Source organism: Micromonospora sp. NPDC092111 (assembly GCF_044755745.1).
Classification (GTDB): domain Bacteria; phylum Actinomycetota; class Actinomycetes; order Mycobacteriales; family Micromonosporaceae; genus Micromonospora.
Map to the genome: position 1 here is coordinate 1 of NZ_JBIVRQ010000011.1, position 26,911 is coordinate 26,911.

The window sequence follows — 26,911 nt, forward strand, 5'->3', positions numbered from 1 at the left end:
CCCCGCCCCGCTCACCATCGCCAACGACGCCCTCGCCGCCGCCCGCTCGCTGGACCTGGCCTGATCCACCCCCCACCCCCCCCCCCCCCCCCCCCCCCCCCCGCCCGCGCCCCCCCCCCCCCCGCCGCCCACCCGCTCGGCGGCCCCCGGGCCCCCCAAACGCGCCCCTCCCCCTTTCATAAAAAAACAAACCCCCCCGCCCCCGGGGGGGGGGGGGGGGGGGCCCCCCGGGGGGGGGGCCCCCCCCCCCCCCCGCCCGCTTTCGTCCCGGCGTTCTCACCCGGATCGGGTGAGGGCGGGTCACCCCGGTCGCCGGCATCGTCGCCAGGAGCCGACCGCACGGGAGGGGACGCGATGACGACGGCAGCGGTGCGTACCGACCCGGAGATCCAGCGCGACGTCCTCGACGAGCTGGGCTGGGACCCCCAGGCGCAGCCGAACGAGATCGGCGTGGCCGTCGCCGCCGGCGTGGTCACGCTGACCGGCCGGGTGGACAGCTACGCCCGTAGGTGGGCCGCGCAGCGCTGCGCCCATCGGGTACGCGGGGTCCGGGCCGTCGCCGACGACCTGGAGGTGCGCCTGCCCGGCCTGGACGGGCGGGACGACGCGGAGTTGGGCGTCGCCGCCGTACGGGCGCTGGAGTGGGACAGTTTCGTGCCCGCCGAACGGCTGGACGTCACCGTGGCCGACGGTTGGCTGATGCTGCGCGGCGAGGTCGAGTACGGCTACCAGCGGCGTACCGCCGAGCAGGAACTGCGCCGGCTGCGGGGCGTACGCGGGGTCACCAACCTGGTCGAGGTGGCGCCACCGGCCGTGCCGAGCGGCACCCGGACCGCCGACGACCTGCGCCGGGCGCTGCGCCGCCGGACCGGCACCGAGGAGATCACCGTCGAGGTGGCCGGGGACACCGTGGTGCTCGGCGGGAAGGTGCGCTCCTGGTGGGACCGGGACGAGGCGGAACGGGTCGCCTGGTCCACCCCCGGGGTGCGCACGGTGGACGACCGGCTGGTCGTCACCGGCTGACCGTTTGACCGGCACCGCAGGGGGAAACCGCCACCGATCCCGTTAAGCGGGGCCAACGGGGGAGGATTCGTGGCCGTGACCCACCGTCCGTCGGAACGCCCGCCGCCCGAGCGGCCACTGCGGATCGCGATGCTGGTCCCGCCGTGGCTGTCGGTGCCGCCGCCGGGCTACGGGGGGCTGGAACAGGTGGTGCACGGGCTGGTGGACAGGCTGGTCGGGCACGGTCACGCGGTGACCCTGTTCGGTGCCGGACGGCAGCACGGGACCGCCGGCGACTTCTTTTCCACGGTCGGCGAGTTGCAGTACGACCGGCTCGGCGAGTCGCTGCCCGAGCTGGCCCACCTGGCCCGGGTGAAGCACGTGATCTCCGCCGCCGACTTCGACGTGATCCACGACCACACCACGATCGGGCCGCTGGTCGCCGGCCGGCGGGCGGTGCCCACCGTGGCCACGGTGCACGGCAACCCGGTCGGCGAGTACGGCGACGTGCTCAGCGACACCGACCACGGCGTCGGCCTGGTGGCGATCTCGCACGCCCAGCGCCGGGCCAACCCCGGCCTGCCCTGGGTGGGGACCGTGTACAACGCGCTGGACAGCCGGGACGTGCCGCGCAAGCGGGAACCCGGCCACGGCCCGGTGCTCTGGCTCGCCCGGTTCAGCCCGGACAAGGGCCCGGACCTGGCGATCCGGGCCTGCCGGGCGGCCGGGCTGCCGCTGACCCTGGCCGGCAAGTGCAACGAGCCCGCCGAGCGTCGCTACTTCGCCGAGGCGGTCCAGCCGATGCTGGACGAGGACGTCAACGTGGTCATGAACGCCGACCGGGAGGCCATCCTGCGGCTACTGGTCGACGCCCGCTGCCTGATCATGCCGATCCAGTGGGAGGAGCCGTTCGGGATGGTGATGGTGGAGGCCATGGCGACCGGTACGCCGGTGGTGGCGCTGCGCCGAGGTTCGGTGCCGGAGCTGGTGCTCGACGGGGTGACCGGGCTGGTCCGGGACCGCCCCGAGGAGTTGCCGGCGGCGCTGCGCGAGGTGGTCCGGCTCGACCCGGCAGCCTGCGTCGCGCACGTGGACGAGCACTTCTCCACCGAGCGGATGGCGCTGGGCTACGAGGCGGTCTACCGCAGCTTCGCGCTCGGTGCGGTCACCGTCGCCCGGGAGCCGCTTCCGCTCAGCGTGCGGTGACCGCCAGGTGCCGTCGGCGGGCGGCGGGCCACCCCACGCCATCCGCGCCCCCACCGCCGCCCCCGCCCGCACCGGCTCCGCCCGGGTGCCGCGCCGCCCGCCGACGGCCGTCAGACGCTGGTCGCGGCCAGCTCCCGGACTGCGGCTTCGAGCTGGCGACCGTACGCCGGGCTGATGCCGCCCTCGCCGACCCGTCGGCCGACCTTCTCGCGCAGCGCGGCCACCTGCTCGGGCACGTCGGTCCGGCCGTCGGCGGCGGCCCGGGTCAGGTTGGCGAGCACGTTGCGCAGGTCCACGCCGACGTCCTCACGGATCTCGCCGGTGCGGACCCCGTCGTCGATCAGCCCGCGTAGCCGTTCCGCCGCCTCGGTCAGCCCGCCGCCGCCCTGCCCGCCGTCGGGGGTCGGCTGCGGGCGGGGCGGCGGAGGCGTGCTGCTCGCCGTCGCGGTGGCCGGGCGCGGCGACCTGTCGGCCGGGGGCTGGGTGGGCGGTGGGGACGGGTCGGTCACCGGGGCCTCGGTGGTCCGGGCGGTCGGCGGGGCGTCGGTCCCCGGCATCAGGTGCGGAGCGAGCAGGGCCGCCGCCGTGGTGATCACGACCAACGCACCCACCACCAGCAGCGGACGCCGTCGGGACGGCGGCTCCGCCGCCGCGCCTGCCGTACCGCTGCCCGCCGTTCCGGTGCCTGCCGTTCCGGTGACCGCTGCTCCGGTGCCTGGCGCCGCGCGGCCCGGTGGTGCGTCGCCCGCCGCCGCAGCGCCGGGTGCGGTGGTGGCTGCCGTTGTGGTCCCGGGCGCTGCGGCGGCGTGCGGCGCGCCGGTCGGCCCGGTCCCGCCGGCCGTCGCGACTCCACCAGCGGTCGCGACTCCACCAGCGGTCGCGACTCCACCGGCCGGCGCGACCCCGACAGCGCCGGTCCGGGCCGGCGACCCGGGGTTGCCCGAGGGCAGGTCGGGGGCACCCGGACCGGCCAGGGCGGGCAGGGTCACCGTCGGGGAGAGCATGGTGGCCGCCTGCGGGTCGCCCGGCAGCAACTGGTCCCGCAGCGCCGCGGCGACCTGGTGCGCGGTGGGACGGTCCCGAGGGTCCCGGGCCAGGCACCGGAGGCAGGTGCGGACCACCACCGGGGGCAGCCCCGGCACGCCGTCCAGCGACGGCGGCTCGCCGTCGGCGAGTGCCGCGTCGAGCTGCTCCCAGGTGTCCGCCGGATACGGCGGGTGGCCGGTCAACGTCTCGTAGAGCAGTACCCCGAGGGAGTAGACGTCGGTCGACGGCTGGGCCGGCGCACCGTCCAGCCGCTCCGGAGCCACGTACGCCGGGGTGCCGAAGGTGCCGCCGTCCTCGTCCTCGTCCGGGGCGCCGACCTGGGTGGCGATACCGAAGTCGAGCACCTTCGCGCCGACCCTGGTCATCATCACGTTCGCCGGGGTGATGTCCCGGTGCACGATGCCGAGCCGGTGCGCCGCCGCCAGCGCCTCGGCCACCTGGGCGCTCACCTCGACCGCGTCCGGCCAGGGCAGCGGTCCCTCGGTCAGCCGGTGTTCCAACTCCTCGCCGTCGAGCAACTCCATCACCACGAACGAGGTGATCTCGCCGTCCGGGGCGAGCGCCTCGCCGTAGTCGTGCACCGAGGTCACGTGCGGGTGGACCAGTTGGGCGGCGGAGCGTGCCTCCTCGCGGACCATGTCCCGGAACCGGGCGTCCGCGGCCAGCGACGGGGCCAGCACCTTGACCGCCACGACCCGGTCGAGCACCTCGTCGCGGGCGCGCCAGATGACCGACATGCCGCCGGCCCCGATCTGGTCGAGGAGCCGGTACCTGCGGGCCAGCAACCGGCCGGCGTGCAGCGCTGCCATCAGTGTTCGCACCTGCCTGGGGGGTCGGGGTGGTGTCAGGTTGCGGGAATGTGTCCGCCCTGTCAACGGCCGTCCCCTTTCCCGGTGACCCTCCGCGCCGGCCGGCTCGCCCGCCGCCACCGGCCGGCCAGCCGACGGCGGTGACCAGCGGCTCGGCCGGGGACCCGGGCGGCGGCGTGCCAGGATGAACGACATGAGTGGCGGTCCGGTGGCGTTCGTGCTCGGCGGCGGGGGAGTGCTCGGCGCGGTCGAGGTGGGCATGCTCCGCGCCCTTTTCCGGGCCCGGATCCGCCCCGACGTCGTGCTCGGCACCTCGATCGGCGCGGTCAACGGCGCGCTGGTCGCCGCCGACCCGTCCGAGGCGGTCACCGACCGGCTGGTCCGGCTCTGGGCCTCGCCCGAGGCGAGCGAGGTGTACGGCGACTCGGTGGCCCGTCAGCTACGCCGGTTCGCCGCCCGTACCCACCTGCACTCGCCCCGGCCGTTGCGCAAGCTGCTGGAGGGCGAACTGGGCGCGGAGACCACCTTCGCCGACCTGAAGGTGCCGTTCCGGTGCTGCGCGGCCAACATCGAGCGCGCCGCCGAACACTGGTTCCACCAGGGCCCGCTGGTGCCGGCGGTGCTCGCCTCCGCCTCCGTACCCGGGCTGCTGCCACCGGCCCAGATCGACGGCCAGCACTACATCGACGGCGGGATCGTCAACTCGATCCCGATCGGCGAGGGGGTCGCGGTCGGCGCGAAGCGGATCTTCGTACTCCAGGTGGGCCGGATCGAACGGGAGCTGACGCCGCCCCGGCGGCCCTGGGAGATCGCGCAGGTCGCGTTCGAGATCGCCCGTCGGCACCGGTTCGCCCGGGAGATGGCCGCGCTGCCCGACGGGGTGGAGGTGCACGTGCTGCCCACCGGCGGGCTGGAACCGCGCGACGACAGCCCGTGGGCGTACCGGGACATGGCGGCGGTGGGGCGGCGGATCAGCCGCGCCTACACCGCCTCCCGGCGCTACCTGGCGACGCTGGACCGCTGATGCCGCTGCCACCGTGGTGGGTGCGTCGCCTGCTGCTGGCACCCGGGGTGGTGCTGCTGGCGGTGACGGTGGTGACCACCGTGCCGGTCTGGGCGCTGCTCGCGCTGGCCGTCTCACCGTTCGTGCCGGGCCGGCTGCGTCCACTGCGGCTGCTCTGGATCGGCTGCGTCTACCTGGTCTGGGACGCCGCCGCGCTGCTCGCCCTCTTCGTGCTCTGGCTGGCCGCCGGCTTCGGCCGGTGGAAGCGGGCACCGGCCTTCCAGCGGGCGCACTACGTGCTCGCCGGCTGGTTCCTCCGGATGCTCTTCTGGCAGGCCCGCTGGACGCTGCGGCTGAGCATCGACGTGGTCGGCACCGACCCCGACACCGCCCTGCCCGGCCGGCCGGAGCTGGTGCTCTGCCGGCACGCCGGCCCCGGTGACTCGTTCATCCTGATCCACGCCCTGGTCAACTGGTTCAAGCGGGAGCCACGGATCGTGCTCAAGGAGTCCCTCCAGTGGGATCCGGCGATTGACGTGCTGCTCAACCGGCTGCCCAACCGGTTCATCGCGCCCGGCCCGGACGGTCGTGACTCGGCGGTCCGGCAGATCGGCCACCTCGCCACCGACCTGGACGACGACGACGCCTTCGTGCTCTTCCCGGAGGGTGGCAACTTCACCCCCGGCCGGCGACTGCGGGCCATCGCCCGGCTGCGCGCGCTCGGCCTGGAACGGATGGCGCTACGCGCCGAACGGATGCAGCACGTACTCGCCCCGCAGCCCGGCGGGCTGCTGGCCGCCCTGGACGCCGCCCCGGACGCCGGAGTGATCTTCGTGGCGCACACCGGGCTGGACCGGATGGTCACCGTCGCCGACGTCTGGCGCGAGTTGCCGATGGACAAGCGGATCATCATGCGGTTCTGGTCGGTGCCCCCCGGGGACATCCCGGCCGGACGCCAGGAGCGCATCGACTGGCTCTTCGACTGGTGGCAACGGATCGACGGTTGGATCGCCGCCAACCGCGACGGCGTCAGCACCGGCTAGACGCGCGGTCGCCGGTGGGCCGGCCCGACCCGATCCCCACGTAGGGTGCGTTGGTGGACCAGATCTGCGTGGTGACGACGGTGGTGGACTCGCGGTCCGTCGCGGACGTGCTGGCGGCTGCGGCGGTGGCCGGGCGGCTCGCCGCCTGCGCCCAGGTCGGCGGCCACGTCGACAGCACCTACTGGTGGCGTGCCGGGGTGGAGACCAGCACCGAATGGTCGGTGCAGTTCAAGACCGCGCCCGACCGGGCCGCCGCGCTGGTCGGTCAGATCCGCGCCAACCACCCCTACGAGGTGCCGGAGATCCTGGTGACCCGGGTGGAGAGCGGCGACCCGGCGTACGCCGCCTGGGTGCACGAGAACACCCGCATCTAGTGCGGTGATCCCTACCGCCTGCCGGTCGCCCCTGCCCACGGCGGATCCCCGCACCGAGTTGACCTCGTCCGGGTAGACCTGATGTTGGTCGGTCTCGTCCGGGTCGGTCGGTCTCGTCCGGGTCGACCTCGTCCGGGTCGAACTATTGTCGGGACCGGTATACCGCTCGGGCATATTTATGCCTGAGTGGTATACCGGTGTCCGGGCCATCTCGACCACCTCGGCCTGTCGCCTCGGCACCTAGGTACGGGCACTCTGTTCGGCGGCCCGGTCGACCGAGAGGATGGCCGGGTGGAGAACACCGGCTATCCCTGCCCCCGCTGCGGCACACCTGCCGATCTGACCCGGGGATGCCACGGCTGCGGGTTGGCACCGTACCCACCCGCCGCCGAGGTGGTCCGCCTGGACCGGGAGATCGTCTCGCTCGGCCGGGAGGTCGACCGGGCCCGGGTCACGTACCAGGGGATCGCCTCGCGGCTGCTCGCGGCGCAACGCCGACGGGCGGAACTAGCGGCCCGGGTTCGCGGCGAGTTCCCCCGGCCGGTCCCGGTCGGTGCGGTGCCGATCGGCGTGGTCCCCGCCGTCCGCCCGCCGGCCGACCCGGCGCCGCTCACCGGTTCCGCGCCGCTCACCGGTTCCGCGCCGCTCACCGGGTGGGTGTCGCCGGCTGGGGCCGTGCCGCCGGCTGGGTCTGTGTCGCCGGCTGGGGCCGTGCCGCTGGCCGGGTCGGTGCCGCCGGGGGCGGCGGTCGGTGCGCCCGGCCGGCCCGAGACCTCGACCCGGACGGTCCAGTGGTTGCTCTTCGTCCTGGGTGGACTGCTGCTCGGCACCGCGGCGGTGGTCTTCACGGCGGTCGCCTGGGCCGCGGTCGGGGTGGCGGGCCGGGCGTTGATCCTGGCCGCGTTCACCGTGCTCGCCCTGGCCGTCCCGTTGGTGGCGAGGTGGCGTGGGCTGCGCGGGACCGCCGAGACGTTCGCCGCGGTGGGGCTGCTGCTGGTGGTCCTCGACGGCTACGCCGCCTGGTCGGTGAATCTGCTCGGCACGGCCGACTGGCCGGGCACCCGGTACGCCGCGCTGGTCGGGGGGGCCAGCGCGGCGGTCGCCGCCGGGTACGCCCTGCTCAGCCGGCTCACCGTGCCGTGGTTCGCGGCGCTGCTCACGGTCCAGCCGGTGCTGCCGCTGGCCGTGGCGGCGGCCCGGCCCGGGGCCACCGGCTGGACGCTGGTGTTCCTCGGGGTGGCGCTGCTCGACCTCGTGGTGGTGGTCGTGCTGCGCCGCCGGTCCGGGACCCCGGCGGCGGTGCCCGGCGGGGGGCCGGGCACCGGGCCGGGGGCGCGGATCGGGGACCCGGCGGCCGGTGGGGGGCCGGTCGCCGGGCCGCGCGACTCCGCCCCGGTCGCGGCCGGTCGGGTACTCGCCTGGCTGGGCTTCGCCGGCGCGGTGGCGGTCGCCGCCGGCTGCGCGCTGGTGCCGCTGGCCGTGGGACGGGCCGGCGGGTGGCCGCTGCTCGCCGGGCTACCGCTGCTCCTGGTCGGGCTGGTCCTGTACGGCGCGTCGCTGGCCGCCGGTGGCCGGGCGTTCCGCCAGGTCACCGCCGGGGTGCTGGTGCCGCTGCTGGCGGTCGCGCTGCTCCGCCCGGTGGCCGAGCTGCGGGCCGGTTTCCTGCTGTTCGCCACCGGCCTGGTGGCGGCCGGTCTGTCCGGCGCGGTCCGGCTGCTCCCGCAGCGGCACCGGACCGGCCCGCGGGTCGGCGCGCTGCTGGTCGCGGGCGGGGCGGCCCTGGTGGGCCTCTTCGCCACCGGGGCGCTCGCGGTGCTCGCGGTGGCCCGGTCGCTGCCCCCATGGCGGGGCGCCGAGGCCGGTCCGGACCTCTCCTGGGGCTGGCAGCTTCCGATCGCCGTCGTCCTCACCGTGGGCGCCGTCGCGCTGCTGCTGCCGAAGGCCGCCCGCCCGGTGACCGTACTGCTGGGGCTGGTGGTCGTCGCCGCCGCGTTGCCGGCGGTCACGGCCACCCCGTGGCTGGCCGCCCTCGCCGTCGACCTGGCCGTCGGCGCGGCGCTGCTGCCGGTCGCGGTGCTGCGGGGCCGCCGCACCGCGACCGTCCTGGTCGGCGCGTCGGGTGCCGCCGCGTTGCTCGGGCACGGGCTGCTGGTGGCGCTGGCCGCCCCGGTGGCGCTGTTGGTGGCGCTCGGCGTGGTGCTGGTCGTCGGGCTGGTGGTGGCGCTGCCTCGCGCGGCCACCGCCCTCGCGGGCCGGGTCGGCGGGGTCGCCCTGGTGGTCGCGCTGCTCACCGTGCCGGCCGGCACGGTGGTCGCGCTGTTCGCCGCCGGGACGCCGCCGTGGTGGCAGCTCCGGGCCGGGTTGGCCGCCGCCGCGCTGCTGCTCCTCCCGCTCCTCGCGCTCCGTCGCCGCCGGCCCGACCTCGACGGGTACGCCTCGACCGCGCTCGCCGCCGCCCTCGCCGCCCTCGTCACGCCCACCGTCGTCCCGGGCGGGGAGCCGGTGGCGCTCTACGCCGCGCTGGCCGTCGTCCCGCTGGTCCTGGCCGACCGGCGTCCCAAGGGCGTACCGATCGGCCGGGTGGTCGGTGCCGGGCTGGCCGGGTTGGCCCTGCTCGCCGCCCTCCCGGTGACCGTCGCCGCGCTGGCCGCCCCCTACGGCGGGCCGGTACGCCCGTGGTCGGGTGCCCCGGCGGTGGACCGGCTGCCCGGCGCACCGGCGGTCGGTGCGGCGCTGCTGGCCCTCGGCCTCGCCGCCGCGCTGACCGCCCACCGCCGCCGTCCCGGCCGGTCCGCCCCGGCCGTCGCCGCGCTGCCGTTCGGGGCCGCCGCGCTGCCGGTCCTGCTGGTGGGTGCGGCCGTGCCCTGGCCGGTGGTGCCGGCGGTGGTCCTGCTCACCGGCCTCGCCGCCGGGCTCGCCGCCGCGCTCGCCGATCCGCGCGGTGCCGAGGCGGCCGGAGTGACGCTGGTGCGCCATGGTGCGGCGCTGGTGCCGGTCGCGACGCCGGTGGGGCTGTTGTGGACCGCCGCCGGACTGGCCGGGTTGCTCGCCACCCGGGCCGGCACGCTGGCCGGGCTGGCGCTGATCGTGATCGCGGCGGCGGTGGTGGGCGCGGCCGGCCGGCGGGTCGGGGTACGGCTGCTGGGCTGCCTGAGCACGGTCGCGGCGGCCACCTGCTTCGCGCTCACCGCGTCGCTGGCGGCCGGACTGCCGACCCGGACGGCCGGCTTCGCGGTGCTCGGGGTGGCGGTGCCGGTGCTCCTCGGCGCGCCGCTGCTGGCCCGGCTCGGCCCGCTCACCGTCCGGGCGCTGGAGGCCACCGCGCAGGCGGTGGCCCTGCTGGCGCTGCTGCTCACCCTCGGGGCCGCCCGGCACGCCGCCGCGGTCTGCGTGCTCTGGGGCGCCGCCGCCGCGCTGCGCGTGCTGTACCCGGGGGAGCCCGCCGAGCGGCGGTGGCCCTTCGCGGCGGTCGCCGGGGGCAGCGAACTGCTCGGCGCCTGGCTGCTGCTGGTCAGCGGCCAGGTGGTGCTGCTGGAGGCGTACACCCTGCCGGCGGCCGGGCTGGCGCTGGTGGCCGGCCTGCTGGCCCTGCGTACCCGAGCCGGGTTGAACAGTTGGCTGGCCCTCGGGCCGGGCCTCGCCGCCGGGCTGCTGCCCAGCCTGGTGTCGGTGCTGGTGGCCCCGGAGCCACAGCCGTGGCGGCGGCTGCTGCTGGGGGCCACCGCGCTGGGCGTGGTGCTGGCCGGCGCGAGCCGGCGCTGGCAGGCGCCGGTGCTGCTCGGCGGCGGGACGCTCACCCTGCTCGCCCTGCACGAGCTGGTCCGGGGCTGGGACGTGCTGCCCCGCTGGATCTACCTGGCGATCGGCGGGCTGGCGCTGATCGGACTGGCCGCCAGCTACGAGCGGCGCCGCCGCGACATGGCCCGGCTCCGGGCGGCGGTGGGCCGGATGGGCTGAGCGCCGCTCGGCCGTCCACCGGCGCACCGGTAGGGTCGTGCCATGGCAGACCTGCTCACCGCCGAGGCGGTGCGAGAGGAGCTGGACGGGCTGATGGACTGGTCGGGCGACCCGACCGGGATCAGCCGCACCGTCGAGCTGGGCAGCTTCCCGGACGCCGTCACGGTGGTCGACCGGGTCGCGGTGGTGGCCGAGGAGCTCGACCACCACCCCGACATCGACATCCGGTGGCGGACCCTCACCTTCCGTTGCGTCACCCACTCCGCCGGTGGAGTCACCCACCGTGACGTCGCGTTGGCCCGGCGGATCGACGACATCCTCCGGAGCGCGCGATGAGATTCGAGATCAGCAAGGTGCTGGACGCCATCGAGGGGCGGGTCTGCACCGACCCGTCCCTGGCCCGGGCCGTGCTCGACCTGGCCGAGGTGATCCGCTACCAGGACCTCGACGGTGGCCGCCCGGCCAGCCTGCTGCGGCTCGGCATGGTGATCGACGCCCTCTCCCGCGAGCTGGAGGAGGACAGCGTCCCGGTCTACGCGGTGGTGCACCGGGCCATGCTCTCCGACGCCGACCTCACCTCCAACGAGCGGATGGTGGTCCGGCGCTGGGCCGACGACGGCTTGGTCGAGGTGCTCGACAACCCGGGCGACCGGATGCTGGAGGTGGCCGACCTGCTCGGGCTGCCGGTGCTCACCCGGGTCCGGTTCGACGGCCTGCGCGGCCGGTTCCCGTGGCTGGTGGAGCAGCCGGGACGGGTGCTCGCCCCGGTGCCCGGCGCCGGTGGCCCGGCCTTCGTCGCGCACGTCGGTGGCGGCCACACCCCCGTCGAGGGCGATCGTTCCTCGGTCGGCGGGCAGCTCCTGGCCCGACAGTGGCGGTGCCCGGAACCGGGCTGCGCGCTCTTCGGCTCCGGCGGTGGCGGTGGTGCCTTCGCCGACCTGGCCCGGGTGGAGCGCGCCCCGGCCGGTCAGCCGCCGCCCGCCCTGCGCCACGGCGTACCCACCTGCCCCCGGCACGGCGCGCGGCTCTCCGACGCCGGGCCGCGTCCGCGCAGCGAGGTGCTGGCGGTCCGGATCGGCGGCCTGATCCGGCGTCGGTTCGTACTCACCGAGGACCAGCCGGTGGTGGTCGGTCGGGCCCCCGAACAGTCCGGCGGCATCATGCTCGGCCAGTGGCTCAACGACGAGGCACGGCGGTGGATCAGCCGGGGTCACGTCCGGTTCGAGCTGCGGGTCGGCGAGGTGATCGCCACCGACGTCAGCACCAACGGCTCCGGCATCCGGCCGAACGGCTCGATGACCGAGTCGGAGCGGATCCCGCTGGCCCCGAACCAGTCCCGGGTGCTCGGCGGTGCCGACATGGTCGAGCTGTACCCGGGGGTGCAGGTGGGTCGGGCGGGCGAACTGCCGACCGGTGCCGCGTTCACCCCGACCTCGGTGATGGCCGAGGCCCCCACCATGGCGATGCGGCTGCCCCGGAACTGACCCGGGCCGCGACGACGGCGGGCGTCGGGACCGTGGTCCCGACGCCCGCCGTCGTCGTACGGGGTCAGCCGGCCAGTACGGCGGCGAGCTGGGCCACCGCGTGGTCGATCTCCGCTTCGGTGATCACCAGCGGCGGGGCGAGCCGGATGGTCGAGCCGTGGGTGTCCTTGGCCAGCACCCCCCGCTCCATCAGTCGCTCGCACGCCTGCCGGCCGCTCATCAGCGCCGGATCGATGTCGACGCCGGCCCAGAGGCCGCGGACCCGGACGGCGACCAGCCCCTCGCCGAGCAGCCCCGCCAGGCCGGCCCGCAGCCGTTCGCCCAACTCGGCCGAGCGGCGCTGGAACTCGCCGGTGGCCAGCAGCCGGACCACCTCGGTGGCGACCGCGCAGGCCAGCGGGTTGCCGCCGAAGGTCGAGCCGTGCTGGCCCGGCTTCAGCACGCCGAGCACGTCGGCGTTCGCGGCGACCGCCGACACCGGCACGATGCCGCCGCCGAGCGCCTTGCCCAGCAGGTACATGTCCGGCACCACGTTCTCGTGCTCGCAGGCGAAGGTGCGGCCGGTCCGGCCCAGGCCGGACTGGATCTCGTCGGCGATGAAGAGCACGTTGCGCTCGGTGCAGACCCGGCGCACGCCCGGCAGGTAGCCCGCCGGCGGCAGCACCACGCCCTGCTCGCCCTGGATCGGCTCCAGCAGCACCGCGACGGTGTTCTCGTCGATCGCGGCGGCCAGCGCGTCGAGGTCGCCGTAGGGGACGACGGTGAAGCCCGGCGTGTACGGCCCGAAGTCGGCCCGGGCGTCGGAGTCGGTGGAGAAGCTGACGATGGTGGTCGTCCGGCCGTGGAAGTTGCCCTCGGCGACCACGATGTTCGCCCGGCCCGGGGTGACACCCTTGACCTGGTAGCCCCACTTGCGGGCGACCTTGATGCCGGTCTCCACCGCCTCCGCGCCGGTGTTCATCGGCAGGACCAGGTCCTTGCCGCAGAGCGCGGCCAACTCCCGGCAGAAGTCGGCGAACTGGTCGTGGATGAACGCCCGGCTGGTGAGGGTCAGCCTGTCGAGCTGTTCGTGCGCGGCCCGGATCAGCGTCGGGTGCCGGTGACCGAAGTTCAGCGCCGAGTAGCCGGCGAGGCAGTCCAGGTAGCGGCGGCCGTCCACGTCGGTGAGCCAGGCGCCCTCGGCGGAGGAGATCACCACCGGCAGCGGGTGGTAGTTGTGCGCGGTGTACCGCTCCGCGTCCCGGACCGCGGTCGGCGTCCGCAGCATGTCCTCGATCACTTGCTTGCCTTTCCCTGACGAAGTCGCAACGTGCAGCACTTCGGTCCGCCGCCGGCCTTGCGCAGCTCGGACAGGTCGATCCCGATGGTCTGGTAGCCCCGGTCGCGCAGCTTCGCGGCCAGGTCGGTGGCCTGCGTTGGCAGCACCACGTGCCGGCCGTCGCTGACCGCGTTCAGGCCCAGCACCTCGGCGTCGGCCATGGTGGCGTGGATCGCGTCCGGGAAGAGCCGGCGCAGCACCGCCCGGCTGCCGGGCGAGAACGCCTCCGGCAGGTACGCCACGGTCCGCTCGTCGAGCACCGTCAGCGCGGTGTCCAGGTGGTAGAAGCGCGGGTCGACGAGCTGCATGGTGATCACGGGGTAGCCGAAGACCTCCTGCAACTGGGCGTGCGAGGCGTGCGCGGTGCGGAACCCGGTGCCGGCGAGCAGGTGGTCGCCGACCAGCAGGACGTCGCCCTCGCCCTCGTTGACGTGCTTCGGGTCGTACAGCTCGAAGCCGGCGGCCTCGAACCAGGCGCGGTAGGCGGGGGCCTCGTCGGCGCGCTGCGGGTCGCGGAACTGCACCGCCATCGCCCGGCCGTCGATCACCGTGCCGCCGTTGGCGGCGAAGACCATGTCCGGCAGGCCGGCGACCGGGTCGATCAGCTCGACGGTGTGGCCCAGGTCGAGGTAGGTCTGGCGCAGCCGCTCCCACTGCCGGATCGCCAGGTCGGCGTCGACCGGCGCGGTCGGGTCCATCCACGGGTTGATGGCGTAGTCGACGGCGAAGTACGTCGGCCGGCACATCAGGAAGCGCTGGCTGGTGGCGTCCATCGTCATGTCCTGCTCCTGGGGGTCGGGCGCGCCCGGCCTCCGTGGCCCACGGGCTGGCGCCGTTGGTCAACGGTATGCGGCGCGGGTGCACGACATCCACCGCCGAGACTTGCGTACCGCAGCGGAACGTTGCGTGTCAGGGTTCCGGCACGACGATCCGTTGCGTTCGCGCTCGCCGTGTCGGGCGTCAGCCGTAGGGACCGCCGGCGCCGAGGTCAGCGGCGTTCCGTCCGGGACCGCGACGTGACGCGGCGCCGAACGACGCCGGGGCCGCCACCCGTGGAGGTGACGGCCCCGGACGCGCTTCGGGGGCGGCGAACCGCCGCCCCCGAGAGGATGCGTACCCGGCTGGTGAACCACCAGGCTGGTCGGGCGTCGCCGGCGCACCGCCGGCGGGGAGAAATGTGCCCGTCAGAACCAATTCGCAAACTGTGAGTCGAGCCACTCGCGGCACCGGGCCACCCAGTCACCGTCGGTGGTCGGCCAGTCGAACTGGCCGGTGAACGCCACCACACCCAGCACCACGGCGGCCAGACCGACCAGCATGCCGATCAGCGCGTCCGTGGTGCCGGCCACGTGCCGACGCCGGGTCGCCATCAGGCCGAGCACGGAGCAGACCGCGCCGAGCGCGCCCAGCGCGATGCCGTAACCGGCCAGCGTGCCGGTGAGCACGAAGAGCGCGCCCGCGACGGAGACGATCAGGCCGAGGGTGGCCAGCAGGCTGGCCCGCGGCTTCGGCCCGGCCACCACCGGCGGCTCCGGCCGGACCTCGTCGGCGTCGGCCCCGACGCGGTCCCGGTCGCCCGGCCGGGTGGTCGTGGTCCGCTCGGGGTCGACCGGGCGGGTGGTGGTGGTCCGGTCCCGGCCGGCCGGCGCGGCGGGCGTGGTCCGGTCCGGGTCGGCCGGCTCGGCGGGCAGCGTCCGGCTGCGGCCGGCGGGCCGGTCCGTGTCCACCGGGCGCGGTGCGGTGCGGACGGGCCCGGCGTCGGAGACCCGGACCGGGTCGGTGGGCGTGCGCGGCCCGTCGTCGACGGTCGCCGGCCGGCCGGCCGCCGCGCTCCGCGTCCCGTCGACGGCGCTGCGGGCGGTCGCCGCCCGGGCCAGCGCGCCGCGCTCCGCGGCCCGGCGCTCCACGTCGGCCTCGCGCTCGCCGTCGGTGGCCGACGCCCCGCTGCGGTACGTCGTCCGGTCGGCGTCCCGGTCGGTCACCACCGGCTGTTCGTCGCGGGCGTCGACCACGCCGTCACCGTTGCTGTCCTGCACCGTTCGGCGACTGCTGTCCTGCACTGTCTGGCGGCTGCTGTCCTGCGCCGTCCGGCGACGCGAGAGCGAAGGAATGTTCACCACTACACCTCCTTGTCGATGCGTGGAGCCCTCGGAAGGGCCGGTGGCAGCCACGCGGGAACGACCCGGATGTACCCCGTGCATCGATCCACCACACTCCGGCCGCCGGGGCTGGCTCCATACCGATCGACAGCGCGCCCGGCGGGCGGCAGTGCCCGGCGGTGCGCGGTGGTGCCCGCCGCCCGGCGGTGCCCCGCTGCTCGGCCGTGCCCGGCGGTGCCCGGCGCTGCGCGGCGGTGCGCGGTGGTGCCCGCCGCGGGCGGTGTCGGTCGTGGCGGGGTCCGGTGGCCTGACTACCCTTGGTGCCCGTGCCAGAGGGACACACCATCCACCGCCTGGCGGCCCGGCACGCGGAGTTGTTCGTCGGCGACAAGGTCACCGCCGTCAGCCCGCAGGGCCGCTTCGCCGAGGGCGCTGCCCGGCTCTCCGGCACCGTCCTCGACGGCACCGAGGCGTACGGCAAGCACCTCCTGCACCACCACGCCGACGAGCTGACCCTGCACGTCCACCTCGGCCTGTACGGGAAGTTCACCGACGGCGACGGCGAGCCGCCCGTACCGGTGGGGCAGGTCCGGCTCCGGCTGGCCAGCGACCGGCACTGGCTCGACCTGCGCGGACCCACCGCCTGCGAACTGCTCACCCCGCCCGAGGTGGCGGCGCTGCGCGGCCGGCTCGGCCCGGATCCACTGCGCGCCGACGCCGACCCCGACCGCGGGTACGCCCGGATCCGGCGCAGCCCCACCCCGCTCGCCGCGCTGCTGCTGGACCAGTCCGTGGTGGCCGGCACCGGCCTGATCTTCGTCACCGAGGCCCTGTTCCGGGCCGGCCTGCCGCCGACGCTGCCCGGCCGGCGGCTCACCCCGGCCGGCTGGACCGCCCTGTGGGCCGACCTGGCGGAGCTGATGACCTTGGCGGTGGCGCGCGGCCGGATCGACACCGTCCGCGACGCCCACCTGCCCGAGGCGATGGGCCGCGCCGCCCGCGTCGACCGGCACGGCGGCGAGGTGTACGTCTACCGCCGCCCCGGCGCACCCTGCCACGTCTGCGGCGCCCCGGTCAGCCGGGGCGAGTTGGTCGGCCGCAACCTCTACTGGTGTCCCACCTGCCAACCCGGCTGACCGACCGTCCGCCGCGCTCGGCAATCGTGCAGGCTGCGGCTGCGGCTGCGGCTGCGGCTGCGGCTGCGGGTGCGGGTGCGGTGCGCTGCGGACCGGGCTGCGGTTCACCTCGGGCAGCAGGCAGGTCGGGATGGAGGAGATTTGAGGTGCGCAACCGCCGTCACCACCAGCGAATATGTGGCCGGCGACACCTCAGGTGCCGTCGACGAGCCAACGGACCACCTCGACCTGGTTTGTGAAGACGGTCTCGCCGGCCAGGCTCCAGGCCAGCGAGTGACCGATGGTCCAGCCGCGTACCCGTTCCCGGTCCAGGTCCAGCGCGCCGGTCACCCGGTCCAGCCGCCGCCGTAGCGCCTCGGGCGAGTGCCCCAGTTCGGGGCCGCGCACGATCGGCACGACGGCGAACTCGCGCTCGCCGGCCAGCGGTTTCGGGTCGATCACCAGCCACGGCTCGCGGGTGGCCCGCAACACGTTGCCGGCGTGCAGGTCCTGATTGACCAGCACCTGCTCACCCTGGCTGCCGACCAGCCCGCCGAGCAGGTCGAGCGCCGCGTCGACCAGCCGCCGTTCGTACGGCCGGCCGGCCCGTTCCCACTTCTCCGGCAGGTGCCTCATCCAGCCGGCGGCCTCCTCGGCGAGCGGAGTGAACGGAGCGCCGGCCGGACGCCACAGCCGGGGCAGCAGCCCGGCGACCACGTCCACCGCGGCGTCGGACGGCAGTTCGTGCAGGGGTGTGCCGGGCCGGCAGCGCTCCACCAGCAGCGCCCGCCGCTGCGGGTCGTGGGCGAGCAGCCGGACCGCCGCGTCGCCGTCCCAGCGCGCCAGGGCATCGGCCTCGTGCCGGCTGTCCGGGTCCGGGTACTGGAGTTTCAGCACCGCCGCCGTGCCGTCGGGCAGTACCGCGGGCATCGCCAGCGAGGCGAACGCGTACGGGAAGGGCTGGCCGAGCCGCAGCGACCAGCGCTGGGCGCACTCGTCGCGCCACCGGGGCAGCGCCGCCAGCCATGCCGGGCCGGTCGGCACCCGCCGTACCCAGGACAACCCTGCCGGAATCTCCACCCGCCCATCCTGGTCGCCACCCCCCGACCGGCGGAAACCGATTCCCGCGCCGACGGACGCCGATTCCCCGCGGACGGCCGGGGGACGCCGATGCCTGCGCGGTCGGCCGGGCGGATGCCGATTCCCCACGCCGACGGCTGGTGGAACCCCGCTTTCCCGCGCCGACGGCCCGGCGGATGCCGATTTCACGCCGACGATCGGCGGATGCCGATTCCCGCGCGGCTACCGCCGCTGTCCGGGCTACTGCTCTCCCCACCTCGCCGGTGGTCGGGTGCGGTGTATTCGGGTGCGTTTCTTGTCGTCCCAGTGACAAGAAACGCACCCGAAGTGGGCTCCGGCGCGGCCCTTGTCGGGTTGTCGCGGCGTGCGGGTGGGGTCGGTGCCGTCGGCGACGGGTGTCGAAGGTGTCGTGGACACGGGCGAGGAGAGGATGGCGAAGATCGCATCGGGCACGCGGGGAAGTTCGGCGGTGTTTCGCGGTGACGCTGGCGACCAGCGGTGTTGATGTTCCTGAGTTTCTCCGGTGCCCCCGGAACCGGAGATGCTCCGGCCGTCCGCTGTGGCACGCGGTCGACGGGTGTCGGGGACGGTCACGGGTGCCAGCCGGCGGCGGTGAGGGCCGCGCGTAGTTGCGCCGCCACCTCGTCGGGCCGGTGCCGTACGTCGAAGGCGGTGAACCGCAGGATCCGGTCCCCGGAGATCCAGACCCCGTTCTGCCGGCGCAGGTCTGCCGCCCAGTGCCGGACGTCCATGTGGTGCGCGCCGTCCACCTCGACGTGCAGACCCCACTGTCGCCAGTAGGCGTCCAGGTAGCGTACCCGCCCGTTGGCGTCCCGCCGCCGTTCCTGCCCCTGGGGCGGTGGCAGGCCGTGCCGGCGACAGAGCCGGATCAGGTCGATCTCCGAGAGCGCCTCGGCCCCACCCGCGATGTCCCGCAGCGTCTGCCGGATCAGTGGCCGGCGTCGGACCCGGGGCATCCGGTCCAGCACCGCGCCGATCTCGTCGGGGGTCACCCGGCGCTGCTGGCAGGCCGCCGCCAACACCTGTTGCGCCTGCTCGTCGGTGCCGACCCACTGGGCCGCGTCCAGCACCGAGCGGGCCATGCCGGTGCGGTCCGGGTGGCCCCGCTGCCGGTCCTCGGCGGGCAGCCGGTGGGTCCGGCGCACTCGGACGGCGGGCAGCCCCGGCGGGAGCCGGCGCAGCAGGTCGGCGGCGCGACGCTCGTGCGGCACCAGGACGTCGACCGTTTCGTACCTGAACTGGCCGCGTAGCCCGCCGGCCCGGGCGGCGGCCAGCCCGGCGAGCACCGAGCCCGCACCGGACGCCAGCACCGCCACCCACCACCGCTGCTCGGTGCTGAACGGCGCATGCTGGTCGCCGACACGCAGTACGCCGCGGCAGACCCGGTGCCACCGCTCGGTCGCCAGCCGGTGCCGGACCGCCGCCGGGCTCAACTCGGCGGTGGCCTGACCCCAGGTGATCACTCCCGACTGGGTGAACAGCAGCCAGTCCAACCCCGACGCGTCGTCGCCCGGCATCCGCATCGCCCCATCCCACCCGACTTTGGGTGCGGTTGTTGTCGTCCCGACGACAACAACCGCACCCAAAGTCGGGCCAGCGGGCGGCGAGGCATCGCGCGCCGGGCCAGCGGGCGGTAGGGCGCCGTGGGCGGGATGCTGGTGGCGATGGTCAGCGGGCGAGGGCGTCGACGGCCTTGCGGGCGGCGATCAGCACCGGATCCCAGACCGGGGCGTACGGCGGGGCGTAGCCGAGGTCGAGGGCGGTCATCTCGTCCACCGTCATCTCGTTCCACAGCGCCACGGCCAGCGCGTCGATCCGCTTGGCCGCCTCGGACCAGCCGACGATCTGCGCGCCGAGCAGCCGCCCGGTGGGACGCTCGGCGATCAGCTTGACCGTCATCGGCCGGGCCCCCGGGTAGTAGCCGGCCCGGTTCGTCGACTCGGCGATCACCGAGACGAACTCGAAGCCGGCTGCTGTGGCGTCCTGCTCCCGCAGGCCGGTACGGCCCACCTCCAGGTCGCAGACCTTCGTCACGGCGGTGCCGATCACGCCGGGGAAGGTGGCGTACCCGCCGCCGATGTTGATCCCGGCGACCCGGCCCTGCTTGTTGGCGTGAGTGCCGAGCGGGATGTGCACCGGCATTCCGGTGACCCGGTGCAGCGTCTCCACGCAGTCGCCGGCCGCCCAGACGTCCGGCACCCCGGGCACCCGCATCCGCCGGTCCACCCGGATCCCGCCGGTCGGGCCGAGCGGCAGGCCGGCGGCCCGGGCGAGCCCGGTGTTGGGGCGTACCCCCAGGCCCAGGACCACGACGTCGGCCGGCACCGGGCCGGCCGTGGTGACCACCGCGGACACCCGGCCCTCGCGCTGCCGCACCCCGGTCACCGCCGTCCCGGTACGGATCTCGATGCCGAGCCCCCGCATCGCCGTGACGACCAGGCCGGCCATGTCCGGGTCCACGGTGGACATCGGCTGCTCGGCCTGCTCGACCAGGGTGACCGTGAGACCCCGCTCGATCAGCGCCTCGGCCAGTTCCACCCCGACGTAGCCGCCGCCGACCACCACCGCCCGGCGGGGCGCCGGGGTGCCCTCCAGCCAGGCGCGCAGCGCCGCGCCGTCGTCCAGGGTCTGGATGCCGAAGATGCCCTCGACGTCGCCGGCCGCCCAGTCGGGCACGGTCGGCAGCGCGCCGGTGGCGTACACCAGGGTGTCGAACCGTTCGCGGACCTCGCCGCCGTCGTCGAGCCGGCGGGCGGTGACCTCCCGCCGGTCCAGGTCGATGCCGGTGACCTCGGTACGCAGCCGTACGTCGATGGCGAAGTCGGCACGGAAGGTGGCCGGGTCCCGGGCGATCAGCGCGTCCCGTTCCGGCACCATCCCGCTGATCCAGTACGGGATGCCGCACGCCGAGTACGAGGTGAAGTGCCCCCGCTCGAACGCCACGATCTCCAAGTCGTCGGCCCCCCGGCGGCGACGGGCCTGGGAGGCGGCCGCCATTCCGGCGGCGTCCCCACCGACGACGATCAGCCGTTGTGCCACGGTGCCCAGTCTTTCACGCGCAGGTCAGCCACGGGTCTGCCGCGCGGGTCAGCCACGGGTCTGCCGCGCGGGTCAGCCACGGGTCTGCCGCGCGACGTCCGCGACCACGTCCTCCAGCCGACCCGTCCGGGTGAAGACGGACCGCTGCCGGGCCGCCCCGCTGCCGTGCCGGCGCAACCCGCCGAGCAGGTCGGTGACCTCGGTCAGGTCGCCGTGCGCGACCAGCGCCGGGCGGACCCGGTCGACCAGCCGGTCCAGCAGCTCCCACGCCGGGCGCAGCTCACCGGTGGCCAGGTCGACGCCCGCGCCCTCCAGCCCGTCGTGGGCGGCCCGCCAGTGCGCCGCGACCAGCAGGTGGTGGTCGGTGTTCACCGGGGGGCGGCCCGCCGCCACGTCGTGCATCGCGGTGGCGACCAGCGCCCGGACCAGGGCGGCCACCAGCACCGCGTCGTCGACCGACGGGCAGACGTCCCCGATCCTGATCTCCACCGTCGGGTACTTCGCCGACAGCCGGGCGTACCAGTAGAGCATCCCCTCGTCGAGCATCACCCCGCTGGCGATCAACTGCCGGATCAGCCGCCCGTAGTGCTCGTGCGACTCCAGGAACGGGGTGGGGGCCACCGACGGCCAGCGCTCCCACTCGACCGACCGCCAGCTCGCGTAGCCGGTGTCGACGCCCCCGGCGAACGGGGAGTTCGCGGTCACCGCGTGCAGCACCGGCAGCCACGGCCGGACGTGGTTGAGCACCCGTACCCCGGTGTCCGGGTCGGGGACGCCCACGTGCACGTGCATGCCGTTGTTGCCGGGGCCGGGCACCAGCAGCCGGAACCGCTCGATCATCCGGTCGAAGCGGGGCTTGTCGACCACCGGCGGCACCGGGCCGGCCACCGGGCCGGTGCCGACGGCGAGCAGCCGTACGCCGGCCCGCTCGGCGGCGTCGGCCAGCGCGGCGCGCAGCACCGACAGCGAGTGCCGGATCGAACTCAGCTCCAGCCCGGGTGGGCTGCCGATCTCGATCTGGCTGGTCTGGAACTCCCGCTCCACCTGGCCGCGCAGCTCGGCCGGCACCTGCGCCATGACCAGCTCGACGGCTGGCACCGCGGCGCCGGTGTGCGGGTCGACCAGGAGGAACTCCTCCTCCACCCCGACCGTGAGCCGGTCGACACCGGCCCGTGCCGGGGCCACTTCCCGGGCCGCCACCCCGCTGGCCATCGCCACCACCGTCCGTCCCGTACCGGTCGCGGCGGGTTCGCCGCGGTGCTGACCGCCCATTACCCAGGGTGTCCGGCGGGGGAAACGCGACACGGCGTGCGGTACCGACGGATGCTTACCATTGGCCCGTCCGCCGACGGGTGCCACGGGTGCACCCCGCCGCCGACGGCCCGCCGACCGGGCCGACCGGCGGGGGCGAGCGAGGGAGGTCAGGTGACCCCGACGACCGCGTCCCGTGCCGTACCGGCGGCGGCACCCGCCCGCCCCGGCGGCCCGGCCGCCACGCCCCGCCCGGACTGGCGGCGGCAGGTGCCCCGGATCTTCGCGACGATGCTCTGGTTCATCGCCGCGATCTGCGCGCTGGCGGCGGTGAGCAGCGCGGCCAGCGCGGAGTTCCAGCCGGTCCGCACCACCATCGACACGCTGCTGGTGCCGGCCCCGGCCAACCTGGCGTACGCGGTGTTCATCGGCACGCTCGCCTCGGCGCTGCTGCGCCGCAAGCGGCTGGCGTACTGGGTGCTGGTCAGCTACTTCGCCGTCAGCCTGGTGGTCGGCGTGCTGGCCGCCCTGCTGCTGCTGACCATCGGGGCCGATCGGCTCACCGACGACGCCGGGCGGCGGATCTTCAACCTGATCGAGACGGTCGGCGTCTGGGTGGGCATCGGCTTCTCGGCCGTCGCGTTGGCCCTGCTGCTGGCGGCCCGGCGGGAGTTCTACGCCCGGGTCCGCAGCGGCAGCACCCGGCGTGCCCTCGGGTTCTTCTTCGGTCTGGCCGCAGCGGCCGTCGGGGTCGGCTACCTGCTGCTCACCGCCGTGCCGGGCAGCCTGCGTAGCTGGCTGGACCGGCTCGGGTACGCCATCGAGAAGGTGTTCGGCGGGGCGATCAGCCTGGACGTGACCCGGCACGGGCAGGCCCCCGGCTGGGTCAACCTGCTGCTCGGCGGGATGGGCGCGATCGCCTTCCTCGCCGGCCTGTTCACCCTGCTCCGCTCGCAGCGGGCCGCCGCCGTGCTGCACCCGGACGAGGAGCAGCGGATCCGCGAACTGCTGGCCCGGTACGGGGAGCGGGACTCGCTCGGCTACTTCGCCACCCGACGGGACAAGGCCGCGATCTTCTCCCCCAGCGGCAAGGCGGCGCTCACCTATCGGGTGGTCAACGGGGTGAGCCTGGCCAGCGGCGACCCGGTCGGCGACCCGGAGGCCTGGGGGCCGGCGATCACCGCCTGGCTGGAACAGACCCGCGAGTACGCCTGGACCCCGGCGGTGATGGGCGCCAGCGAGGCCGGGGCGCGGGCGTACCACCGGCACGGGCTGAAGGTGCTGCAACTGGGGGACGAGGCGATCCTGGTCGCCCGGGAGTTCGACCTGGACGGGCGGGACATGCGGCCGGTCCGGCAGGCGGTGCACCGGGTCGAGCGGGTCGGCTACACCGCCCGGGTCCGCCGGCACGCCGAGATCCCCCCGGCCGAGCTGGCCGAACTGGCCGGCCTGGCGACCCGCTGGCGGGACACCGAGCACGAGCGGGGCTTCTCGATGGCGCTGGGCCGGCTCGGCGATCCGGCCGACGGCGACTGCGTGCTGGTCGAGGCGCGGGACGGGGCGGACCGGGTGCGCGCGCTGGTGTCGCTGAGCCCGTGGGGCACCGACGGGCTGTCCCTGGACCTGATGCGCCGGGACCGCACCGCCGACAACGGCGTCACGGAGTTCATGGTCGTCGCGCTGCTCGGCGCGGCCCCCCGGCTGGGTGTCGAGCGGGTGTCGCTGAACTTCGCCGTGTTCCGGTCGGTCTTCGAGCAGGGCGCCCGGATCGGCGCCGGCCCGGTGATCCGGCTCTGGCGGCGTACCCTGCTGTTCTTCTCCCGCTGGTGGCAGTTGGAGTCGCTGTACCTGTCCAACGCCAAGTACCAGCCGCACTGGACGCCCCGCTACCTCTGCTTCGGGGAGCGGCGGGAGCTGGCCCGGGTGGGTCTGGCCGGTGCCGTCGCCGAGGGCTTCCTGGCCCTGCCCGGTGGCCGGCCGTCCCCGCTGTCCGGGGTGCCACCGACCGGCGGCAGGGTGGGTTTCGTCCCGCCGGACGCGGGCGCGGTGCACGCGGTCAGCCCCGAACCGGCCCGCGAGCAGCCGCCCGAACAGGTCCGGGTGCGCCGGGCGAAGCTGGACCGGCTCCGCGCCCAGGGCGTCGACCCGTACCCGGTGGGCTGGCCGCGTACCGACAGCGCCGCGACGGTGCGGGACCGGCACGCCGGGCTGGCGCCGGACACCGGCACCGGGGAGACGGTGTCGGTGGCCGGGCGGGTGCTCCTGGTCCGCGACCACGGCCGGGTCTGCTTCGTCACCGTCCGGGACGGCAGCGGCGACCTGCAACTGGTGCTGGAGCGGGAGCTGGACCGGTGGCGGGCCACCGTCGACATCGGCGACCACGTCGGCGCGACCGGCGAGGTGTACGCGACCCGGCGGGGTGAGGTGTCGGTGCGGGTGGCCGACTGGCGGCTCACCGCCAAGTGCCTGCGTCCGCTGCCGGACAAGCACCACGGGCTGGCCGACCCGGAGGCGAAGGTCCGCCAGCGCTACCTGGACCTGGCGACCAGCACCGAGGCGCGGGACCTGCTGCGGGCCCGCGGCGCCACCCTGGACAGCCTGCGGCGGACCCTGGTGGCCCGGGACTTCCTGGAGGTGGAGACGCCGATTCTGCAACGGGTGCACGGTGGCGCCAACGCCCGCCCGTTCGTCACCCACAGCAACGCCTACGACCTGCGGTTGACCCTGCGGATCGCCCCCGAGCTGTACCTGAAGCGGCTCGCCGTGGGCGGTGTCGAGCGGGTGTACGAGCTGGGCCGGGTGTTCCGCAACGAGGGGGTCGACTTCAGCCACAACCCGGAGTTCACCGTGCTGGAGGCGTACCAGGCGTACGCCGACTACCACGACATGCGGGAGCTGGCCCGGGAGCTGATCGTGGCGGCGGCGGTGGCGGTGCACGGCACCCCGCTGGCCCGCCACCCGGGCAGCGGTGAGCTGGTGGACATCGGCGGCGAGTGGCCGGTGCGTACGGTGCACGAGGCGGTCTCCGCCGCGCTGGGCGAGGAGGTCACCGCCGACACCGGGGTGGCCACGCTGCGCACGTTCTGCGACGCCGCCGGGGTGTCGTACGACCCGCGTTGGGAGCGCGGCGAGGTGCTGCTGGAAATGTACGAGCGGCTGGTCGAGGCGGCGACCGAGGTACCCACCTTCTACCTGGACTTTCCGATCGAGGTGTCGCCGCTGACCCGGCAGCACCGGCAGGACCCCCGGCTGGCCGAGCGGTGGGACCTGGTGGCGTTCGGGATGGAGCTGGGCACCGCGTACTCGGAGCTGGTCGACCCGACCGAGCAGCGGCGGCGGCTGACCGCCCAGTCGTTGAAGGCGGCCGGCGGTGACCCGGAGGCGATGGAGTTGGACGAGGACTTCCTCACCGCGCTGGAGTACGCCATGCCGCCGACCGGCGGGCTGGGGCTGGGCGTGGACCGGTTGGTGATGCTGCTGACCGGCCGGTCGATCCGGGAGACGCTGCCGTTCCCGATGGTCCGCGAGTCCTCGTCGTGAACCGGTCCCGGTCGGCCCGGGCGGTGCCGGCGGTGGCGCTGGCGCTGGCGGCGGTGCTCTACGCGTCCTGGCTGTTCGGTCCGGTGCTCAACCCGAGGCTGGGGCTGGTCGGCGGCTATCTCAGTGAGTTGGCTGCCCGGGACCAGCCGTACCACCTGTTCTTCCAGCTCGGGGACGTGGCGACCGGGCTGTGCGCGGCGGTCGCCGGGCTGGTGCTGGCCCGGGTGGCCCGGGACATGCCCTGGCCGGCCTGGTGGGGGGCGGTGCTGTTCGGGGTGGCGACCGCGCTGGACGGCGGGTACACCTCGATGGACTGCGCCCCGTCGGTGGACGCCCGCTGCGCCCGGCTGGAGGAGCTGGGCGACCTCTCCTGGCGGCACCAGGCGCACACCGTCACCTCGGCGGTGGCGGTGACCGGCGGGCTGTTGTCGATGGTGGCGATCCTCACGGTGCTGCGCGGTGCCGCCCGCCGTCGGCCGGGGCTGGCGGTGGCGGTGGTGCTGGCGGTGGGGACCGTCGGGACGCTGGTCGCCTCGGTGGACCCCGGGTTCGGGCTGGGGCTGTGGCAGCGGGTCCAGCTCGTCGGCCTCTCCGGCTGGCTGCTGCTCGCCGGCGCGGTCGCCCACTGGGGCCCTCGGCCCGGGGCGGCGGCCCGGTGACCGGCCCGGATCGCCGGCCGGTGGCGGCCGGGTCACCCGGCTCCGGGCCGCTGGGCCCGCCCGGCGGGGGGCCGTCGGTGCTGCTCTGCGCCGGGATGGGCGACCGGGCGGCGACCTGGGACCCGCTGGCCCCGTTGCTGGCCGCCGCCGGGTTCCGGGTGGCCCGGCTGGGGCGGGAAGGGCGGCCGGACGTCGGGCGGGTGCCCACGCTGGCCGGGGAGGTGGCCCGGATCGGCGCGTCGGTGGCGGTGCTGGGTCGGCCGGTGCTGGTGGCGCACTCGGCGGCGGCGCTGCCCGCCGAGGCGTACGCCCGGCTGCGTCCGGGGCGGCTCGCCGGCCTGGTGCTGGTGGACCCGAGCGTGGTGGAGTCGGTGGCGTGGGGCCGGCTGTCGAGGTGGGCGGGCCGACCGGTGGTGTCCGCCGGGCCGGTGCTGGCCGGGTTCCTCGACCGGTCCGGGCTGGCCGGTCGGCTCGGCCCGTGGGCCTGGACGCGGGCGGTGCGCCGGATGAGCGTCCGCCCGCCGGATCCGGCCCTGGCGGCGTGGTACGGCTCCGGGGCGGTGCTGGCCCGGGTGCTGGTGGAGTGGTCGACGTATCCGGCGATGGCGGCGGAGCTGGTGGCGGTGCGGGCGGCCACGGCCCCGCCGGTGCTGCCGGTGCGGGTGCTGACCGCGCTCGGCGACGTGGACCGGCCCGTCGCCCGGGCGGCGTGGCGGCGCGGGCACGCCCGGCTGGCCGAGGGCTTCCCGGCGGGCCGGCAGGAGGTGTTCCGGGACGCCCGGCACCTGCTGCACCGGGACCATCCGGAGGTGGTGGCCGCCACGGTCGCGGTGCTGGACCGTGACAGCGGGCTCTAGGCTGGTG

Annotated in this window: 20 protein-coding genes; 12 read left to right on the forward strand and 8 right to left on the reverse strand. The window is 75.6% G+C overall.

Annotation, left to right across the window (positions count from 1 at the left end):
• The first annotated feature begins 354 nt into the window (after window positions 1–354).
• Together ACIQG9_RS20650 and ACIQG9_RS20655 are read left to right on the forward strand one after the other, a co-directional pair.
• The gene (locus tag ACIQG9_RS20650) at window positions 355–1,023 is read left to right on the forward strand and encodes a BON domain-containing protein (RefSeq protein WP_400404663.1); all 669 of its coding nucleotides are present in this window, start codon (window positions 355–357) and stop codon (window positions 1,021–1,023) included.
• A 129-nt stretch (window positions 1,024–1,152) separates the two neighbouring features.
• The gene (locus tag ACIQG9_RS20655) at window positions 1,153–2,208 is read left to right on the forward strand and encodes a glycosyltransferase family 4 protein (protein ID WP_400405175.1); all 1,056 of its coding nucleotides are present in this window, start codon (window positions 1,153–1,155) and stop codon (window positions 2,206–2,208) included.
• A gap of 110 nt (window positions 2,209–2,318) precedes the next feature.
• On the opposite strand, the gene ACIQG9_RS20660 is transcribed toward ACIQG9_RS20655, so the two are convergent.
• Entirely contained in the window at window positions 2,319–4,064 is a 1,746-nt protein-coding gene (locus ACIQG9_RS20660; RefSeq protein ID WP_400404666.1) for a serine/threonine-protein kinase, read from the reverse strand.
• Window positions 4,065–4,257: 193 nt separating this feature from the next.
• On the opposite strand from ACIQG9_RS20660, the gene ACIQG9_RS20665 reads away from it, so the two are divergent.
• From ACIQG9_RS20665 to ACIQG9_RS20690, 6 genes are all read left to right on the forward strand, one after another.
• On the forward strand, window positions 4,258–5,088 hold the full coding sequence (locus ACIQG9_RS20665) for a patatin-like phospholipase family protein (RefSeq protein WP_400404668.1): 831 nt from the start codon (window positions 4,258–4,260) through the stop codon (window positions 5,086–5,088).
• Complete coding sequence (locus ACIQG9_RS20670) at window positions 5,088–6,110, forward strand: 1-acyl-sn-glycerol-3-phosphate acyltransferase (RefSeq protein WP_400404671.1); 1,023 nt, start codon at window positions 5,088–5,090, stop codon at window positions 6,108–6,110. The genes ACIQG9_RS20665 and ACIQG9_RS20670 overlap by 1 nt, the downstream gene beginning before the upstream one ends.
• A 53-nt stretch (window positions 6,111–6,163) precedes the next feature.
• A complete protein-coding gene (cutA, locus tag ACIQG9_RS20675; protein ID WP_400404673.1) occupies window positions 6,164–6,484 on the forward strand; it encodes a divalent-cation tolerance protein CutA in 321 nt (106 codons plus the stop codon).
• Window positions 6,485–6,775: 291 nt separating this feature from the next.
• Window positions 6,776–10,441 carry an SCO7613 C-terminal domain-containing membrane protein gene (locus ACIQG9_RS20680; protein WP_400404675.1) on the forward strand — a complete coding sequence of 1,222 codons (3,666 nt, stop codon included), beginning with the start codon at window positions 6,776–6,778 and terminating at the stop codon, window positions 10,439–10,441.
• A gap of 42 nt (window positions 10,442–10,483) precedes the next feature.
• Window positions 10,484–10,777, forward strand: a complete 294-nt coding sequence (locus ACIQG9_RS20685) for a 4a-hydroxytetrahydrobiopterin dehydratase (protein ID WP_400404677.1) — start codon at window positions 10,484–10,486, stop codon at window positions 10,775–10,777.
• A complete protein-coding gene (locus tag ACIQG9_RS20690; RefSeq protein ID WP_400404679.1) occupies window positions 10,774–11,925 on the forward strand; it encodes an FHA domain-containing protein in 1,152 nt (383 codons plus the stop codon). The genes ACIQG9_RS20685 and ACIQG9_RS20690 overlap by 4 nt, the downstream gene beginning before the upstream one ends.
• 64 nt (window positions 11,926–11,989) lie before the next feature.
• On the opposite strand, the gene rocD is transcribed toward ACIQG9_RS20690, so the two are convergent.
• The 3 genes from rocD to ACIQG9_RS20705 form a co-directional block, all read right to left on the reverse strand.
• Window positions 11,990–13,204 (reverse strand): ornithine--oxo-acid transaminase, encoded by a 1,215-nt coding sequence (gene rocD, locus ACIQG9_RS20695; RefSeq protein ID WP_400404682.1) that lies wholly within the window; start codon window positions 13,202–13,204, stop codon window positions 11,990–11,992.
• Window positions 13,201–14,016, reverse strand: a complete 816-nt coding sequence (gene ddaH / locus ACIQG9_RS20700; protein WP_400405177.1) for a dimethylargininase — start codon at window positions 14,014–14,016, stop codon at window positions 13,201–13,203. The genes rocD and ddaH overlap by 4 nt, the downstream gene beginning before the upstream one ends.
• Window positions 14,017–14,427: 411 nt before the next feature.
• The gene (locus ACIQG9_RS20705) at window positions 14,428–15,360 is read right to left on the reverse strand and encodes a thrombospondin (RefSeq protein ID WP_400404684.1); all 933 of its coding nucleotides are present in this window, start codon (window positions 15,358–15,360) and stop codon (window positions 14,428–14,430) included.
• A gap of 308 nt (window positions 15,361–15,668) precedes the next feature.
• Here ACIQG9_RS20705 and ACIQG9_RS20710 point away from each other — a divergent pair, with 308 nt between their 5' ends.
• Window positions 15,669–16,478: an Fpg/Nei family DNA glycosylase gene (locus ACIQG9_RS20710; RefSeq protein ID WP_400404686.1), complete on the forward strand. Its 810-nt coding sequence runs from the start codon at window positions 15,669–15,671 to the stop codon at window positions 16,476–16,478.
• 192 nt (window positions 16,479–16,670) lie between these two features.
• Here ACIQG9_RS20710 and ACIQG9_RS20715 read toward each other — a convergent pair whose 3' ends face one another.
• The 4 genes from ACIQG9_RS20715 to ACIQG9_RS20730 all read right to left on the reverse strand — a co-directional run bounded on the left by ACIQG9_RS20715 (window position 16,671) and on the right by ACIQG9_RS20730 (window position 21,809).
• Entirely contained in the window at window positions 16,671–17,537 is an 867-nt protein-coding gene (locus ACIQG9_RS20715; RefSeq protein ID WP_400404688.1) for an aminoglycoside phosphotransferase family protein, read from the reverse strand.
• A gap of 590 nt (window positions 17,538–18,127) precedes the next feature.
• Window positions 18,128–19,081 (reverse strand): hypothetical protein, encoded by a 954-nt coding sequence (locus ACIQG9_RS20720; protein ID WP_400404690.1) that lies wholly within the window; start codon window positions 19,079–19,081, stop codon window positions 18,128–18,130.
• Window positions 19,082–19,226: 145 nt separating this feature from the next.
• Window positions 19,227–20,597: an FAD-dependent oxidoreductase gene (locus ACIQG9_RS20725; RefSeq protein ID WP_400404692.1), complete on the reverse strand. Its 1,371-nt coding sequence runs from the start codon at window positions 20,595–20,597 to the stop codon at window positions 19,227–19,229.
• A gap of 72 nt (window positions 20,598–20,669) precedes the next feature.
• Window positions 20,670–21,809, reverse strand: coding sequence for a glutamate--cysteine ligase (locus ACIQG9_RS20730; RefSeq protein ID WP_400405180.1), 1,140 nt, complete (start codon window positions 21,807–21,809; stop codon window positions 20,670–20,672).
• A 213-nt stretch (window positions 21,810–22,022) separates the two neighbouring features.
• Between ACIQG9_RS20730 and lysX the strand changes: the two genes are divergently transcribed.
• The 3 genes from lysX to ACIQG9_RS20745 are packed head-to-tail and all read left to right on the forward strand — an operon-like array spanning window position 22,023 to window position 26,904.
• Entirely contained in the window at window positions 22,023–25,388 is a 3,366-nt protein-coding gene (gene lysX, locus ACIQG9_RS20735; protein WP_400404694.1) for a bifunctional lysylphosphatidylglycerol synthetase/lysine--tRNA ligase LysX, read from the forward strand.
• On the forward strand, window positions 25,385–26,047 hold the full coding sequence (locus ACIQG9_RS20740) for a DUF998 domain-containing protein (RefSeq protein ID WP_400404697.1): 663 nt from the start codon (window positions 25,385–25,387) through the stop codon (window positions 26,045–26,047). Before lysX ends, ACIQG9_RS20740 begins: the two co-directional genes overlap by 4 nt.
• On the forward strand, window positions 26,044–26,904 hold the full coding sequence (locus tag ACIQG9_RS20745) for an alpha/beta fold hydrolase (RefSeq protein WP_400404699.1): 861 nt from the start codon (window positions 26,044–26,046) through the stop codon (window positions 26,902–26,904). The genes ACIQG9_RS20740 and ACIQG9_RS20745 overlap by 4 nt, the downstream gene beginning before the upstream one ends.
• The last annotated feature ends 7 nt before the right edge of the window (window positions 26,905–26,911 follow it).